Genomic DNA, 17609 nt, shown 5'->3' with positions numbered 1-17609 from the left:
CGGCCGGTTGATTAGTGATTCGATTAAAACTTACCATTATCGTTCTTGTGCTGATCTTCTGGCAGAATTGTCTCCATTACATCCCAGTGTTCAGCAATTTTACCGTCCTCAACTCTGAACAAGTCATAAAATGACGTGTGAGTTCCCCCGAAAGTCCCCTCGCTTACTGTCAAGACAAAATTACCTTGCCCAAGAACCATATGAATTTTATTATAGACCATTTGAATACCTTGTTTTGCCATTGCTTCTAAAGCAGCCCCGAGACCTGAAAGCCCATCAGCAATTGCTGGATTGTGTTGAATGTACTTATCTCTGTCAAAATACGAAGTTAGCTTATCTGAATTTTGACCCATCAAAATGTCCTGAATAAATTGTTTAACTAAAGTCTTATTTTCTTCTGTTTTGGCTTCATCTAAAATCTCAGTTGGCCCATCGAACATGGTATGTCCACTTGGCGTCTTTTCTACCTTCTCCTGTAAGTTATCCCAATGCTCTACAATCTGACCATTTTCAAAACGGAAAATATCAAATCCAGCTTTTGCTCCGAAGAAATGATAATCTGTGTGAATAGCGACAAAGTCACCGTCTACAAGAACTCTCTTAATATCGACTGTTGTTCCCGCTTCTTTAAGGTCGTCCAAAGCTCCTACCATCACTTCTCTTCCATCAGGAAAGGCTAAGTTATGTTGAATATATTTCGAAGGATTAATGTACTCTTGTATGGCAGTTGGATTTGCATTTTCAAGACTTTGTAATACTTTCATTGCTTTTTCTTGACTCGTTGGCATTTAAAACACTCCTATAATTTTATATTGTAACTTAATCGATTACCTGTAATCATATTAATTACAATTAGATTTTTTGTCAAGACACACTTGTAATAAAATTAATTACAGGTGTACTATTATGCTAAAGCTATTCAAAAAAGAAAGGTGAAGAAAATGTCTATTAGTAGTCGATTCTCTGTAGGAGTTCATATATTAGCTCTTATTGAAATTAATAAAGATGGTGTCAGCACTTCTGAATTCTTAGCGGGAAGTGTAAACACTAATCCTGCTGTTATTAGAAAAATTATGGGAATGCTTAAAAATGCTGGATTGGTAAAAGTAAGGCCTGGTATTGCAGGAGCTGAATTAGCAAAAAGCTTATCTGAAATTACCTTACTTGATGTATATAAAGCTGTGAATGTTGTTCAGGAAAATGAACTATTTAGCATACATGAAAATCCAAATCCTGATTGTCCTGTTGGGAGAAATATCCAATGTACGATAGGCCCTTTATTTACCATAGCCCAAACTGCCATGGAAAAGGCTCTTGAGGGTGTAACAATAGAAGATGTAGTGAAGGATATTATGGAGAAAGAGAAGTTGAATAGTAAGTAATCAATAATAGGTTGTGGAAAGGTTGGAAGCTTTATCAACATCATTGTAAATGCAGCTATTGTAGATGCAGATAATGAAGGGCTATAATCATTATTGTTTCGAAATGATTATAAAGTTTGAAATGAGAAATCCATAGCCGGTGGGGCACATTTATAAAATAAGGTTCACAAAATGGAACAAGCTTTATCTAAGCAACACTTTGAATAGATGTTCTTGTTCATTGGATAGCCTTAATTTTGGTAATAGCACATTTTCAAAGCTAGACGAATATCATGGGTTGAAGATAACAGTTGAAAGGTGATATGACCATGATACCCACCTACCCTTATTATGATGTTCAGACAGTTTGTAAAAAAACACCCATAACGTTTCCTCCACAGCATCAGGAGCGACAGCCTGGTTTAGAATATTTAATGAACCCTCCCCCTATTTCAAACAACCCAGACTATAAAGGAAGCGGAAAACTAAAGGATAAAGTCGCGATTATTACGGGAGGAGATAGTGGCATTGGTCGAGCGGTGGCAATTAGTTTTGCAAAAGAAGGGGCAGATGTAGCCATTCCGTACCTATATGAGCATAAGGATGCCATGAGGACGAAGCAAATGGTTGAACAATATGGACGCAGGTGCTTGCTTCTTCCAGGAGATCTTCGTGAAGAAGCGGCTTGTCGTGATATCGTCAGGAAAACATTGTCTTGCTACGGGAAAGTAAACATCCTCGTGTTGAATCAAGGTGTACAATTCCCACAAGAAAGTATTATGAATATTACAAAGGAGCAATTGGAAGATACATTTAGAACGAATATTTATCCGCTCTTTTTCATCACACAGGAAGCCTTGCCCCACTTAAAACCTGGTAGTTCCATTATTAATACTAGCTCCGTCACAGCGTATAAAGGAGCACCTTTGTTAATTGATTATTCTTCCACCAAAGGCGCGATGGTGTCATTCACTCGTTCATTGTCATTGCAATTAGTTCACTACGGGATTCGCGTAAATGCTGTGGCACCGGGACCTATTTGGACACCACTCACAGTCTCTAGCTACTCAGCAGATTATGTCAAAACATTTGGAACCGAAACACCTATGAAACGGGCTGGGCAACCATTTGAACTAGCCCCAACCTATGTTTATTTAGCTTCCGATGATTCTTCGTACGTTACTGGACAGGTGCTTCACGTAAACGGAGGCATTATTACGGATACTTAATAACGATTAGGAAGTAGTGAATTCATTATATAAGGCATGTTAATACTCCCCTTCTTTGTATAAGCAGCACCTGTTATCGACTAGCAGGTGTTTTCTCGTATGCACAATGATATCTCAAACCGACAGCTTTAGCATTACGAATTTCCTACGATTCCATTTAAGGGAAAGAAGGTCAATGTACAAAAATTATTTACTACTATTGCTATGAAACGCGTTCCACACATTATAATGTCTTTACTTCCAATTAAACGAAATGAGGTAGAGATGTTGAGAATCATTGCCATTGATTTAGATGGAACCCTTTTGTCAAGTAACCAATCAATTCACGAGAAAAATATTGAGGCGATCAAAACAGCACAACAACAAGGGGATATAGTCGCTATCGCCACAGGGAGGGCCCTATTTGACGCCTTACATATAACAGAAAAATACGGACTTCGAGTTCCAATTATTGCTGCAAATGGAGCACAGCTTTTCGTCAATGGTTTCCAGTTGAACGAACAATATATAAATGAGAATACTATCTATCCCCTGCTACAGTGGTTAAAAGAAGAAAAACTATATTTTCAAGTCTATCTATCTGATAAAATTGTTCTATCAGATCTGTCGGATGGTTATTTAACAGCACAGCTAAGACATGTCGTTACACAAAATCCGCTATTTGATACAGATCATTTTTTAAATTCTATTAAGGCTCAACAATATCAATACGGTTTAGAAGAGGTTCCAAGTCCAATTCTCCCGACAACGTACCCTTCCATAATAAAATTAATGGTCGTTTCTCCAAATACTACGAAGCTAATGGAAGCAAAAGCTTTCTGCCACAAGCTAGAAGGCATCGAGGTTTCTAGTTCCGGATCCTTTAATATAGAAATCATGACGTCAGGAATCGATAAAGGGACTGCCTTACATCAACTATGTGAGTATTACGGTATATCCGTGAAGCATACTGTAACGATTGGCGATAATCAAAATGATATTCCGATGTTCAAAGTAGCGGGGAAAAGCATTGCCATGGGGAATGCTGATGATGAGCTAGTAAATATGGCCACCTATAAAACGTTAACAAATGATGATTGTGGAGTGGCCTATGCATTTGATCATTTTATTCATGAACAGACAACCAGAAGTATAAAGTGAACAGCATCGTGACAGATGCTATCTTCATCTCATCGACTGACTTATTGAAGTCTAAGTATCAAATTGCCCAAGAGATAAATGATGAGCTTAACAGGAAAACGATGCTCACTACCTAAATTGATGACAATAACGAAAACGATGTGGGAATGCTACTTCCTGATGCTCTGTTGAATAGACGCACTGATTTAAAGCAATCATTTCATTGTCTATCTAGACTTCTTAGACATGTAGAAAAAAATACACCGTGATGATGAAGGGAGGGAACCTTAAATGAGTAACATTACCGAAATAGCCAAAAGAGCGAACGTGTCTCGAACAACCGTATCTCGTGTTCTGAATCACCATCCTTATGTGAAGCACGATAAACGAGAAGCCGTTTTTCAGGCAATGAAAGAATTGCATTACGTGCCAAATTTAAATGCAATCAATTTATCTAGAGGACGAACAAACGTTTTAGGCGTAATAGTACCGAAAATAAGCCATCCATTTTTTAGTAGCTTAATTGAAGGTATCGGTGAAGAATGTCATCAATTTGATTACAGCTTGCTTGTGTATCAGTCTAATAACGATCCTAAAAAAGAATTACAGTTTTTTGATAAACTGAAACACCAACAAATCGATGGGCTTATTTTAGGTTCTAGTGTACTGCCCACTGCCACCGTCGATCATTTCGCTCAATATTTGAACGTTGTTTCCTGTGAAAACTCTAATAGCAATATCCTTCCACGTGTATATGTTAATCACGGACATGGTATTCAGCTAGCCATCGATCATTTAAGAGAGCGCGGACATCAAAAAATGGGCTTATGTATCGGAAATCCTCAAAGTGGTGTAGGCGTAACTAGAAGAGAATCTTTTTTCCACTTTCAAGAACTCTATGAACTTAATTGGCAAGAAGAGTGGTATTTCTCAGAACAGTATACTATTGATCATGGCCGCGAGATTGCAAGAAATCTCATTGAGCAAAAAGAACGACCAACAGCAATGATCGTAGGTAGCGACCAAGTAGCCGCTGGGTTGTATTATGAATTAGCCAATCAAGAATTACGTATACCAGAAGATCTAGCGATTGTAGGGTTTGATAATCAGCCTATTGCACAAATTACCGAGCTAACAACCATTCAACAGCCCGTTAAAGAGTTAGGAAAGAAAGCAGTCTTCTTACTAAATAACTTAATTCATAAGCAAATTGTCCCGTTATCAAACCTTTTCGATTTGCAACTAATTGCTCGAAAATCAACTTAAACATCCCAACTAAGAAAATCATACCATTTAAAAGTGTTCTAAGTTTAAGAAAGAGCTACCCATAATAGAAGCTATAATGGGCAAAGGAATCCTCGTCTCTTATAACGGAGCAACCACTCTAAAGACTGATAATAAATCGATCTTACACGAATTTTCCTATGACATACAAGAAGTAGCACCTATTATAAAATACTGTAGAAAACATGATTTCCACTTTTCTATTTGTACGGCCCTTGATTTTTATACCAAAAGAATGGACGTTTATCAAACAGAGTTATACAAAAAGTTTAATCTTGTTCCCAAAATACATAAAGACATCTTAAGCATTACTGATCGATAAAGTAATGAAATTTACTGTAGATGATCAACAAAGGATAGATGGATGGAGAGACATTAAACTAAGGAAATTGCGCAAAACTAGCGATGGATTTTTCCAGGACATTATACACCCTAAAGCAAACAAGGCTAGTGCATTAGAGCAGCTGTTGCATAAACTGAAAATGGATAAATCTGATAATCGCTATTGGAGATTATTATAATGACTAGAGATGATAGGAATTGCTATGGAAAATGCTCCAATGGGACTCTTCTTAAAGGTCCTTGTTATTTACCATAGTGTATTAAATCCACAATACTATTTAACCCCGTCCTACTAGTAAGGCGGGGTTAAAAATAGTTGCTTAAAGTTGTATTTCTTCGATAGTAGCACCCAATAGTAAAAACGTAAATGAACTCCCCCATTAGAATAAGTGTTTCTCTAAATCATGATAAACGCCATCATCATGATTAGAAAAAGTCACTACGTCAGCTTTATTTTTAATATCTTTTATAGAATCTTAAAGATAATTAATTGCTGGAACTACATCAAACATTCCACTTTCTTTAAGGAATTGGGAGACTAAATGTACATGAGCGGCCCCAATTATTAATACAGTTCTGTCTGATGGAGAATTTGATATTTTAGCTAAGTTAGAGTAAATGATTAAATTTCTTTGGTACCACCACCTCAACCAATCAATCCCTACATAATCATCTTCGCTTCCAATACGTGCAACTGCCATGTACATTTCGTGCTCTTTCTTTACACTACTTTCTTCATTTAGTTCTTTCATTAACTCCACAAGGTTTCTGTCGGCTGAATTATATTCTTTTTTAGAACGATATTTGTCGTTTATGTAATTATACAGGACAGGTTGTTCACTTTTCGCCCAATCGAATACCTGACCTATCCCCCTATTCCCAACAGATTTCATCCAATCAACTGCATAAACTTGATTATGATTTAATTCTGAAGCCACTCTAAAACCATATTGGTGAACTTCATCAACTTTTAACTCAAGCTCACCTTTTAAATACTGTTTATAATCTTTATTTAACGCTTCTTCTTCCTCTTTAACCACTTCAAACGCTAGCTTTGTTGGATTAAACCTTTTAATTTTCTCTACAACTTCTCTAATTTCTTGTTGCTTTCTATTATTTAATAAATTATTTACATCATACCTATATATATCAGGTGTATATCGCATATGAAAGGTACCTAATATCATTATTTGTGGTTTCATTTCTTCCATAGAAAAGCCCTCCTTATTTACTGTAGTTATGTCTTCCATAAAACTACCCTATTTAAAAACATTATTATTTGATGTTAAAACATTTCTCACAAATAAACTTACCTTCGTTATTTAAGTAAGCTTTTATCTCTGTCATTCCCCGATTCTCAGGGTAGCTCATCTTTATGTAGACCATATCATTTCCTTTTATTTCTTAGAACACTTGGGTATAATTCCAAACATCTTATTCCTCTCCCATTTTTATTTAGTACCTAGTAATACGATTTAAGGTGAAAAAGGTTCTTTTAATTAAGGAACAAAACGGTATGTTTTGCCACACCTTCATTTGTTTAACACCCTTTAGTTTAATACCATTTTTCACAAAAAAACAGCGCTTATCTTATTTCAGATAAGCGTCCTTCTATTGAATAAGGTTATTTTATTAATGTACTACTATTTATCACTTCAGTATTAAACCTTTGTATATACTTTCCACCTTCAAAACACTCTGTGAACTTTCCATTACAAACTTCATTAATCAATCCATGCCAAAAAGCATGAGCTTTTTCATTATTTTCTATTTGGGTAATCACCCAATCACCAGGAAACAATGAAAACAATTCTTTTGCAATTTTCTTTCCATAACCATTTCCACTATGTTTAGCCATAATAAAAAATTCTTGAATTGTATTGGGACTTGACTCAGTAGCACTCTCTACAAGTACGAATCCAATCATTTCACCTTTTAGCTTAATAAAATATGCATGGAAATTATCCTTCACCCAATATCTTTCTAAATTAAACGACTTGAAATCCCCATTTGTTTCTAGTTTTATCGTAGGGATATATTTACTGAATTCGTAAATATAAAATTGCATGATGTTATGTAATATACCTTCTTCTTCTGCCTTCACCTTTTGTAAATTAAGCATAATCTACTCCCTTATAAGTCGTTCTACCATTCTGGCCTATCGCTGAATAAGCATCTGTATCTATATAATTCCACAAAATGTGAATTATTCCTAGGCCTATTTTAAAGCAACAATAAATATAAAATCATATATTTGGCATTGATTATAGATCCTATCTCGTTTGCAGAAGGTTTTTTCTCAATCTCGTCTTAGTAAAAATGATACAAAAAAATAGGAGTTAGGGTTCACTCCTGAATCCCTACCTCCTACTTAAACCAACCTTTTTCTTTAAATTGTTTAATAGCCTCAATTCGATTCGTTACCTCAAGCTTATCGAGAATCGTGGAAATATAATTTCGAACCGTACCCGACTTAATACGTAGCTCGTCTGCTATTTCCTTTGTGTTTTTTCCTTCTGCAACGAGTTCAAGTACTTCTACTTCGCGCTCTGTTAAAGGATTTTCATCACGATAAACATCATCCATTAGTTCGGGAGCGTATATTCGCTTTCCGTCCATTACCTTACGAATAGAATTGGCTAATTCTTCACTCGGACTGTCTTTTAATAAATAGCCACTTACTCCAGCCTTTATCGCCCGTTGAAAATAACCTGATCGTGCAAAGGTCGTTAAAATAATAACTTTACACCCGAGGCTTTTCAATTCCTCGGCGGCTTCTAGCCCACTTTTTTTCGGCATTTCAATATCCATAATGCATACATCCGGTTTCGAGTCGTGGACAAGCGCAATGGCTTCCTCGCCATCCTTTGCTTTTCCAACTACTTTCATATCTTCTTCTAAGTTAAGTAGTGATCCTAATGCTCCTAACAACATTCCTTGATCTTCAGCAATGACGATGGAAATCAATGTGCTTCTTCCTCCTTCTCAGTTTCTTTAACAACTGTCGGGACTCTCATGATAACCGTTGTTCCTTCTTCGGTAAAGATCTCCAAGCTCCCGTTGACAAATTCTAATCGTTCTTTAATTCCTAACAGGCCGCTACCTTTTCCTAGATCCTCTTCCTTGCTTAAGCCGACTCCATTGTCTTGTACTTTAATGCAAATCTCATTCCACGTTTGCTCAATGGAAATACGACAACTCGTCGCCTTACTATGCTTTACAACGTTCGTAACCGCTTCCTTGACACACATACTTAAAATATTTTCATAATACAATGATACATTTACTAATCCTTCACCGGGATCTTGAATAAATTCTATTTGTGCCGCCTTCAAAAGCTGTTTCACCCGAATAATCTCTTCTTTAAGACGAATCCCACGCATTTGAGAGACAATTTTTCTCACTTCATTTAATGCCGTTCTAGCCGTTTGTTGAACATCTTTTATTTCTGATTTTGCTTGTTCCGGTGCTTTCACAATTAACTTTCTCGCTAAATCACTTTTCAAACCAATTAAAGAAAGCTTTTGCCCCAATGTATCATGAAGGTCTCGGGCAATTCTTTGCCTTTCCTCATGCTTCACTAATTCAGCAATTCGCTTATTAGCATCTTCTAGCTGCTCTTGTAATTCCTCCTGCTTTTTCCGATTATATATGTTAAAAGGAAGAAGGATGATACTAATCAAAATAATCATTATGATAGGCAACTGTTTAAAAAACAAAGCATCCTGGAGGATAAATACATTATAATTGATCGAAAATGTTGTGCAGATTAAATGGATAATATAAATCGTAAAAAAAGCAATACGATTTTGTATATGACCATTATAATAAGCAATGTAAAAAGCAAAATAAATAAACTGAAACAACACAGCCATGGTTATCGAAATCGCAATCAAAATACAGGCCCAAAGGTAAACAGGCCACTTCTTGGACATAAAGGCAAAACGTAATGTAAGAAAAAATATACTTGTTAGCAATAAGCCAATGACAATCTCGATCTTAGACGACGATTGAAAAATAAAATAGAATGGTAAAATACTAACTATGGCCCAAATATAAGGAGAAGTTCCGGAACCCTTCTGGAACTTCTGAAATATCATTAATTTTTTCCGCATGGTAGTACCCCTTTTATCAATAACCTACTTATAGGTTATCTTACCACATGTTTCTTCCTTTCAACGACATTAACCTGAGAGGAAGAATCGCTTTCTTCTGTCTTTACATATTTATTCATGTCCTTAAAGCTAATGAAATTTTGAATATTTTCATCCCATAATCGGAAACGAAGTGACTTTAAGCTTGTTGCTAATGAAACCGTTGGAACATTTTGTAGCATAGAAATATGATTATGAGCTTCTTCTAACCGATAGTTTGGTACTCTTGGACTAAAATGATGCACGTGGTGATAGCCAATATTCCCTGTTAGCCATTGTAATACTTTTGGAAGTTTATAAAAAGAGCTCCCCTCTACGGCTGCTTTAACATATTCCCAGTTCTCATCTTCTTCAAAATAAGAATCCTCAAATGTATGCTGAACGTAGAACAGCCAAATGCCTGCTGCACCTGAAATGAGGAAAATCGTTCCTTGAACTAAAAGAAATGATTGCCAGCCAAGTGTCCACCCTAATAATCCGATCAATGCTACCATGAGTAGATTGGCTACATACGTGTTCAAGCGTTCATTTAATCTAGCCCCTTTTCGATTAAAGCGGTTTTGAATGAGAAATACAAAGATTGGGCCAATAATAAACATGACGAACGGGTTTCGATAAAAACGATAACAAAACTTTTTCCAATTAGAAGCGGCCTTATACTCATCCACCGTTAACACCCAAATATCACCTGTACCACGTTTATCTAAGTTCGAGCTTGTTGCATGGTGAACAGAGTGATCATGTTGCCATTGACTATATGGAAATAATGTAATAATTCCTGTGATCATCCCAAGAATTTTATTTGCTTTCCGACTTTTGAAAAAGGCGTAGTGACAACAATCATGAAAGATAATAAACGTTCTGACTAAAAATCCCGCTGCAATAACGCTAATTCCTAATGTCAGTCCATAGGAAATGGATAAACTTTGATAAGCAAGAAACCATAACGTGAAAAATGGGACAAGGGTATTGACTAACTGCCAAATACTTTTCGATGTATCCGGTTTTTCATAAGGTGCAATCTGCTTTCGTAACTCTTTGAAATGTTGTTTAGTCATTAAATTCTTTTCCCTTCTAATAGTAGTAACTCCATACTATCGAAGGCAGAAGTCTTTGTGTAGACATAGGTGTCATGTCCAAAACATGACAAATGTCATATAGTAAAATCAATTTAATTCCAAAAGGTGATTGGAATAGGATTTGATAGAGTTCTGAATCAATACAATCGCGAATATTTGGGCCTTTTTTGTAAAAAAATTGGTCTTTTCTCGAAGGAAAAGCTTTCCGCAAGTATTTGGCCCACATCAACATCAACATAAAATAAATAAAGCCTGTTGTTCACTTTACTTCCGTATCGTGACAACAGACTCTGAACGTTAACTCATGACCCACTTATCTTTCATAAATAACACCCGGCCAACTATAAACAAGACAATAATACATAAAACGTTGCTACCAACGGTGATGAAAACATGTTCGTAATCGACAATCCCAAATATTAATTCTTTTAAAAGGCTGTAAATATTCAATATCGGAATGGCAAAATGTTGAAACGTAAATTCATTGATACCAATACTTGACGTAATCATCACTGGAAAAGCGGCTATCATCATAATAGGTGAACTATAGCTTTGCGATTCTTTAATTGTTTTGGCAATGATACTTGTAATCATTAATATCGATGCATTAAACATTGCATAGATAATTGTAATAAAGAGAGCAATTCCAATAATTAAACTGGCATTTTCATCTAGAGAGATTGCCTTCTTTAGATGCTCAGTAAATAAGCCAATTTCAAGAGATACTACCAGTAAAGTAATAAGACCAGTAATGACACCAAGCGATGAGATGGTCATCCATTTAGACAAGACTAACGTAGAGCGCTTCACAGGTGTCATCAAGAGGGCTTCCATCGTTTTCTTTTCCTTTTCTCCCGCAAATAAATCAGAAGCTCCCGGGCTAGCCCCAATGCCAAGGGCGATAGCTAATACCAATGGAATTAACATCGCTACCAAATTCACATTCGGATCTTCTGCTGAGATTTCCGCTTGACTAATCGTAAAGGGTTCAATGATGGAAAGGTCGGTTCCTTGGGCTTGCAAGCGCTCCGATGTAATAACTTTTTCGTAATTAGCAAGCGCTGTTTTCACTAAACTCATTAAGTTATTCGATTTTTGACTGAAGGAGTCTCCCGTAATCATCACGGAGGCTACGTCTCCTGCTTGAACACGCTCTACAAAATTAGAGCTAAACGTAAGAGCGGCTAGCGCTTCTCCTTCCTCGACGCTTTCGACAGGATTTGAGGTAGGAACTAATTCAATGGTTTCGACAGACGTCAAAATATTCTTTTCCGTTTGTGTCAATGATTCATCTACAGCTAATCGGTAGGTTTCCCCCTCGCCCCCGGAAATTATCTTTTCGTAAAAATACGTTAATCCACTCATCATAATGATGGGTAACAATACTGTTAATAGTAATGTTCTGCGATCTCGAAAGCAGTCCTTCATTTCTTTAAAATAGATTTTAAGAAGCATATGGATCGTTCCCCCTTACTAGCTTACTCATAAAGATATAGTTCAAATCCTTGCTTTTTTCTACCTGATACAGCTCTTTTAACTGTCCATGATAGACGAGCTCCCCTTTATGAATCATGGCAACTGTATCACAAAGAGTGGACACTTCTTCCATAATGTGACTAGAGAAAATAATCGTTTTTCCTTCATGTTTTAGTTGATTCACTAACTGGCGGAATACGTTTGAAGAAGTGATATCTAACCCTGTTGTCGGCTCATCGAACAAGATGATATCGGGATTATGAATAAGTGCCCTCGCAATCGCTACTTTTTGACGCATCCCTTTGGAAAAACCACCAACTTGACGATTTAAATAATCTCGCATCCCAAACATTCTTGCTAAGTCATCGATTCGCACCTTCGTTTCATGCTTACTTAACCCATATAGACTTGCAAAGTATTCAAGATTTTCACGTGCGGTTAGCCGATCATATAGACCCGTTTCACCCCCAAACAGGACACCCATTTGTTTTTTTACTTTATAAGGATCCTTTACTGTGTCGTATCCCGCAACGGTTACGTTTCCATCTGATGGTGTTAACAAGGTCGCAATCGTTCGGAGCAAAGTCGTCTTCCCAGCACCATTTTCGCCTAACAAGCCTACAACCTCCCCTTGTTTCACGGAAAAGGACACATGCTTTAATGCGGTTATATATTTCTTTTTATCTTGAAATTGTTTCGTCACTGCCTGTATTTCAATCATTCTCTTCACCTCTTCGTTCATTTCTTGCTCTAATCATACAAACAATTCCACCAAGAGTCTGTATGTATGTCGTGAAATATCCGTTTGTTGTCGTGAAACAGTCTATTCTTTGGTAAAATAACTACTAAATGGGAATAGACCTATTTAACCGACTACATTTTATTTGTATAAGGGGGAACAAAATGAAAGTTGGTTTAGTTGATGATCGAGTAATTGATTTGGATAAATTGAATGGAATTATTTCTAGAATTGAAGGAATCGAGATTGTTTTCTCCACTACATCGGCAGAGGAAGCTTATGATCATATTAAGAAAGAGGCGATTGATGTATTAATCGCAGATATTGAAATGCCAAACTTATCGGGCTATGAATTAGCTGATATCATCCACTCGCACGCATTAAATATCTCTGTTATATTTGTTACCGGTAATAGCGGCTTTGCTGTCCACGCTTTTGAACTAAATGTACACGACTATATAATGAAGCCTTATACGCAAGACCGCTTAACAAAGTCCGTTGAAAGACTGAAGGAAAAGTCAAAATCAACCGAAGTATCAGGAAGACTCTATTTAAAGCAAAAAAATGATATCCATATTGTTCAGAAAAAGGATATCATCTTTATTGAGCGCTCTGGAAGGTCGACGACGATCCATACAAAAGGACAACAAATTAAAACGTACCTAACACTCAATGAACTAGAGGGAGAATTAAGGGAACGAGATTTTATCCGCTCCCATCGTTCATTTATTATAAATATTCACTATGTTAAAAACTTCTCATTATACGCAAAAAACTCCTACGTCATCACATTCGAAGGAATCGATGATCAAGCGATGATTACAAAAGAAAAGGTAGACTTTTTGCAACAACATTATTTTTAAGGGGGAAGTACTGTGAAACGGGACATCTCGTATTGGTTGACGTTATCCCTATTTGGGTTGTTCCATGTTCAAGCTTTTTTTCAATATTTTCGATGGCCTATCCCCTTTTATTTTACGTATTTCGTGTTGCTAGCTGTGATGTATTATTTGTATAAACAAATCCCACTTCGATTATTTCACTTAGGCTATGGCTGGAATGGATTTCTGTTTGTCCTTCAAATTTTCCTTCTCTTCCTTTATAGAGAGGCTCCATTCATTTGGGAGCTCGCTATCCTTCTTTTTCTATTCATTGGAATTGAAGGAATGCGATTAAGCTTCTCTAATACAATTGCTACACAAGTTAAAGCAATTAGTCAGTTCGAAGAAGAAAAGATCTATTTGAATGAAACCTTTCAGATTGTTCGTAGTGAACGACATGATTTCCTTAAGCATATAGCCTCTATTCATTTCATGCTTGAAAATGATAAATATACTGATGCGAGACATTATTTAGATGATTTAGTAGATGGATACGAGGAAACCAACCTTTCTATTAAAGGAGAGCGAGGAAGCGTTGCAGGCATTCTTCATCAAATGTACCGTCGTGCCAAAGAAGAAGACATTTCTATTGTCTATGACCTTGATATCGCCTTATCTACATTGCCAATACCCGACCAGCGTCTCGTAGCCTTGCTTGGGAACCTTCTGTCAAATAGTATTGATGCCTGCGAGGAATGGCAAAAACAGCATCGAAAGCAAGCGGATATTTCCCTCCAATTTTATAAGCGAAGTGGATTGTACGTCTTAATTTGTAAAAATAACAGCCTGCCAATACCTACGAACATACTCGATAAACTATATCAGCAACACGGACATACGACAAAAAGGGATCATCACAAAGGACTTGGAACGAAAATCATTCAAGATACGGTAAAAGAACATCAAGGCTTTTTAGATTTTGTCTACAAAGACGAAGAATTTACCGTTAAGATTAAATTTCCTGCCATCCACTAGCTTGATTTGGCACGGGAACTCATAATGTAGAATCATATTGATTGGCAAATACGCTTTAATAAGGAAAAGCATAAAAAAGAGCCCTACGTCATCGACGAGAGCTCTTTTTGCCAACATTATTGAACAGGGCGATCATCATATTCATAATCCACTGGTCCTGGGGCAACACGTGCATGCTCCAATGCAGGTGTATCAAATCGAGCAATTTGATACACACTTGCTCCAACAATATCGGCTGTTTGTTTTAATTTATTTTTATCAATTTTATCGATTGTATCAGCAGGGGTGTGATACGAATCCTCTACCGGCGCATGAATAAATAATGCGGCTGGAATTCCCACTTCGTAAAACGGCTGATGATCACTACGTCCAAGCTGTCCGTACGGAATCACTTCAGACGTTCTTGCACCTGCCGCAGCCCCTAAATCCGTAACGGTATTTCTCTCACCATCAATTGTATACATGATGAGCCCACCAGCTTCATGATCTCCACCGGAATCTTTACTTCCAACCATATCCATCTGGAACTGTGCCACAATATTATCAATTTCCTCTTCTTCTAATGTACTAACATAGTGATAGGAGCCAAGTAGCCCTAGCTCTTCCGCCCCGAATGTCACAAAACGGATTTCTGTATCTGTCTGCATATTCGCCATGACCCTCGCAATTTCTAAAACGGCTGATACACCAGATGCATCATCGTTTGCACCAGGTCCGCCACTAACCGAATCATGATGAGCTCCAACGACGACGATTTGTCCCGTGTCTTTATTTTTATGTGGTTTCTTCGTAGCAATGACATTATGAGACGTATTTTCTACATAACCGGAATCTCGAACATCAATGGTTGCTGTTAAAGGTTCTGCTTCCAATTGGTCCACTAATGCTAAACCTTGATCCTTTGTAATCGTGACAGCTGGGATATCTTGTCCTGGATTTGCAACACCAACACGATTAGAGGTACCAGAATGATTATACATAATGACCCCAACAGCCCCTTTGTCCAAAACATTTTGCAGTTTCCAGACAAAAGGGATATCACCACGTTCTATAAGAGCTATTTTTCCTTTTACTTCATCAGGTACTTCCCCATTAAGTGCCTTTCCTACATGAAGAACCTCCGCCGTAACCTTCGCACTATATGACCCACTAAATACGTACGGGTCATACGCCTGTCCATTAATTTCTAGCGTGCCTGTCCCTACTAATACATCAAGGAATGTAAAAGGTTGTAATTCCGTTTCATACCCATATTTTTCAAACTCATCCTTTATAAAATTGACCCCTATTAACTCCCCTTCTGTACCAGCCGCCCGGGGTTGCTCTGACAATTTCGCGACAATGTCATACATATTATCCGCTTTGATTTTCTTAATAATCTTGTTATCAAAAGCCGTATCCGAGGGATTATCTTGAGAAGTTGGTATATTTTTTGCATATACCCCATTTACCGATAAAATGAGTCCAGCCGACAAGAGCACCGCTAAGCTTTTTCGATACATTAAATTCCCCCTACATAAAATATTATCATTCTACTAAATTATGTTTTACTTCTACTATTTAGTAAACGTAAACATTATTACAATTAGAGTGTCTTTTTTACAGTTAATAGGCTATTTTAACTACATGACACTAAGTGAATTTGCAGGTATTTGTACTTATATGTCCGAAAAGGCAAGAGAGACAGTAAATTATTCCTATATAAGAGCTCGTTCTCAAAGTTTTTAATAGATTTGGTGTACAGATACTTTCTCGTTCTTCCATAATAAAATTGAGTGGCACTTGCACAAGATGTCAATTTATAATGAAAGGTTTTGTCGTTTTTGGTAAAATATAGACAAAAAGGAGTTCTTCTTTTGATGCCAAAACTAAAAAGCGCTCTCTCATTGATTGTATGGAATGTTCTTGTCAATACAATCGGGAAGTCCGCTCTCATCCCTCAGAAAGTTCGATATATTCTATATAAGCTTGCAGGTATGAGAACTGATACAGCAAATATTCGCTCTGGTTGTGTGTTTAGAGGAAAAGGCTTAGTACTAGAGAAGGGCGTTATATTGAACCATAACGTTTTTATTGATAGTTGGGAAAGAGTCATTATAAAAGAAAATGCCGGGCTTGCCTTCGACGTGATGATCTGCACCTCTAGTCATAAAATAGCAGATACATATAGAAGAGCAGGCGAATCGGACAGGAAGCCCATTACCATTGGTAGAGGCTGTTGGGTGGGAGCAAGGGCCACCGTATTACCAGGAGTGACCATTGGCGATGGATGCATGATTGCAGCAGGGGCCGTAGTCGTCAATGATTGTGAGCCGAATGGATTATATGCCGGTGTACCGGCAAAAAGAATAAAAGACCTTGACTAGTGAACCTTGGGATTAGCGTTTAGCTAGTCTTTTTTTATAAATCTAGAGGACTAATACGTTTTTAAAAAATGGGTTTCCCAAGGTGCTAGGTCTTATACTGTCACCAATAGTTTCAAACGGCTTCACTTTCGTGTTATACAGTATCCTATTTGTAAGGTAGCTTCTGCCTCCCCAATTTTGTGCATGAATTAAAAAAATTGGAATTTCAGATTTATATGTATGTTCACTAAGAGGTTAATGCGCTCCCTTGCTTCACTCTTATTTGATTCGTGTTAAATTCGTTCGACGTATTGTTTCGTTAGAAATATAGTCAAATATAAATAAGGTTACATCTATAGCCCTTCCCTCTTAAAGCTGTTGCAAGGGTATTTTGACGAGAATAAGAATCTACTTCTCCCATGATGAGAGAAGCAGGGGTCACTCCGTTTAGAACCCTTAATGGGTTAGGTGTTAATTCTTCCATGTAGCAACTTTTCCATTTCTGGATATTGGTCTAGCCTTTCATAGAATAAAGTTTAGAATCTACAAAGTCTCGTAGCCTTTCGGTAAACAGACATCCTTGCAAAACTTGTAACATAGTAATTCATGTAATCACCCAATAAAT

General features: G+C 37.0%; 17 protein-coding genes. 8 read left to right on the top strand and 9 right to left on the bottom strand.

Going from position 1 to position 17609, the window contains the following annotated elements:
• Nucleotides 1-23: 23 nt before the first annotated feature.
• Nucleotides 24-788: a nuclear transport factor 2 family protein gene (locus tag WAK64_RS10265; RefSeq protein ID WP_336586877.1), complete on the bottom strand. Its 765-nt coding sequence runs from the start codon at nucleotides 786-788 to the stop codon at nucleotides 24-26.
• Between the two features lie 153 nt (nucleotides 789-941).
• Here WAK64_RS10265 and WAK64_RS10260 point away from each other — a divergent pair, with 153 nt between their 5' ends.
• The 5 genes from WAK64_RS10260 (at nucleotide 942) to WAK64_RS22410 (ending at nucleotide 5315) form a co-directional block, all read left to right on the top strand.
• Entirely contained in the window at nucleotides 942-1382 is a 441-nt protein-coding gene (locus WAK64_RS10260) for an Rrf2 family transcriptional regulator (protein ID WP_336586876.1), read from the top strand.
• Nucleotides 1383-1690: 308 nt separating this feature from the next.
• A complete protein-coding gene (locus WAK64_RS10255; RefSeq protein ID WP_336586875.1) occupies nucleotides 1691-2590 on the top strand; it encodes an SDR family oxidoreductase in 900 nt (299 codons plus the stop codon).
• 264 nt (nucleotides 2591-2854) lie between these two features.
• Entirely contained in the window at nucleotides 2855-3730 is an 876-nt protein-coding gene (locus WAK64_RS10250) for a Cof-type HAD-IIB family hydrolase (RefSeq protein WP_336586874.1), read from the top strand.
• A 270-nt stretch (nucleotides 3731-4000) separates the two neighbouring features.
• Entirely contained in the window at nucleotides 4001-4975 is a 975-nt protein-coding gene (locus tag WAK64_RS10245) for a LacI family DNA-binding transcriptional regulator (RefSeq protein ID WP_336586873.1), read from the top strand.
• A gap of 61 nt (nucleotides 4976-5036) precedes the next feature.
• Nucleotides 5037-5315, top strand: coding sequence for an HAD hydrolase family protein (locus WAK64_RS22410; protein WP_419465929.1), 279 nt, complete (start codon nucleotides 5037-5039; stop codon nucleotides 5313-5315).
• 496 nt (nucleotides 5316-5811) lie between these two features.
• On the opposite strand, the gene WAK64_RS10240 is transcribed toward WAK64_RS22410, so the two are convergent.
• From WAK64_RS10240 to WAK64_RS10205, 7 genes are all read right to left on the bottom strand, one after another.
• Nucleotides 5812-6546 (bottom strand): DUF5694 domain-containing protein, encoded by a 735-nt coding sequence (locus tag WAK64_RS10240; protein ID WP_336586872.1) that lies wholly within the window; start codon nucleotides 6544-6546, stop codon nucleotides 5812-5814.
• 413 nt (nucleotides 6547-6959) lie between these two features.
• Entirely contained in the window at nucleotides 6960-7457 is a 498-nt protein-coding gene (locus WAK64_RS10230; protein ID WP_336586871.1) for a GNAT family N-acetyltransferase, read from the bottom strand.
• 245 nt (nucleotides 7458-7702) lie between these two features.
• Nucleotides 7703-8302, bottom strand: coding sequence for a response regulator transcription factor (locus WAK64_RS10225; protein ID WP_336586870.1), 600 nt, complete (start codon nucleotides 8300-8302; stop codon nucleotides 7703-7705).
• Nucleotides 8299-9450, bottom strand: a complete 1152-nt coding sequence (locus tag WAK64_RS10220) for a sensor histidine kinase (RefSeq protein ID WP_336586869.1) — start codon at nucleotides 9448-9450, stop codon at nucleotides 8299-8301. The genes WAK64_RS10225 and WAK64_RS10220 overlap by 4 nt, the downstream gene beginning before the upstream one ends.
• 35 nt (nucleotides 9451-9485) lie before the next feature.
• The gene (gene desA, locus WAK64_RS10215; RefSeq protein ID WP_336586868.1) at nucleotides 9486-10547 is read right to left on the bottom strand and encodes a Delta(5) desaturase DesA; all 1062 of its coding nucleotides are present in this window, start codon (nucleotides 10545-10547) and stop codon (nucleotides 9486-9488) included.
• Between the two features lie 318 nt (nucleotides 10548-10865).
• Entirely contained in the window at nucleotides 10866-12023 is a 1158-nt protein-coding gene (locus WAK64_RS10210; RefSeq protein ID WP_336586867.1) for an ABC transporter permease, read from the bottom strand.
• Entirely contained in the window at nucleotides 12013-12765 is a 753-nt protein-coding gene (locus WAK64_RS10205; protein WP_336586866.1) for an ATP-binding cassette domain-containing protein, read from the bottom strand. The genes WAK64_RS10210 and WAK64_RS10205 overlap by 11 nt, the downstream gene beginning before the upstream one ends.
• 182 nt (nucleotides 12766-12947) lie before the next feature.
• On the opposite strand from WAK64_RS10205, the gene WAK64_RS10200 reads away from it, so the two are divergent.
• On the top strand, nucleotides 12948-13646 hold the full coding sequence (locus WAK64_RS10200; protein WP_336586865.1) for a LytR/AlgR family response regulator transcription factor: 699 nt from the start codon (nucleotides 12948-12950) through the stop codon (nucleotides 13644-13646).
• Nucleotides 13647-13658: 12 nt separating this feature from the next.
• The gene (locus WAK64_RS10195; protein WP_336586864.1) at nucleotides 13659-14639 is read left to right on the top strand and encodes a sensor histidine kinase; all 981 of its coding nucleotides are present in this window, start codon (nucleotides 13659-13661) and stop codon (nucleotides 14637-14639) included.
• A 116-nt stretch (nucleotides 14640-14755) separates the two neighbouring features.
• Here the strand turns inward: WAK64_RS10195 and WAK64_RS10190 are convergent, their stop codons facing one another.
• Nucleotides 14756-16141: a M20/M25/M40 family metallo-hydrolase gene (locus WAK64_RS10190; RefSeq protein ID WP_336586863.1), complete on the bottom strand. Its 1386-nt coding sequence runs from the start codon at nucleotides 16139-16141 to the stop codon at nucleotides 14756-14758.
• A gap of 357 nt (nucleotides 16142-16498) precedes the next feature.
• On the opposite strand from WAK64_RS10190, the gene WAK64_RS10185 reads away from it, so the two are divergent.
• Nucleotides 16499-17005: an acyltransferase gene (locus WAK64_RS10185; protein ID WP_336586862.1), complete on the top strand. Its 507-nt coding sequence runs from the start codon at nucleotides 16499-16501 to the stop codon at nucleotides 17003-17005.
• Nucleotides 17006-17609: the final 604 nt, after the last annotated feature.

Origin of the sequence: Bacillus spongiae (assembly GCF_037120725.1) — a bacterium.
Taxonomy (GTDB): domain Bacteria; phylum Bacillota; class Bacilli; order Bacillales; family Bacillaceae_K; genus Bacillus_CI; species Bacillus_CI spongiae.
This window is presented reverse-complemented; position numbering and strand designations above follow the sequence as displayed.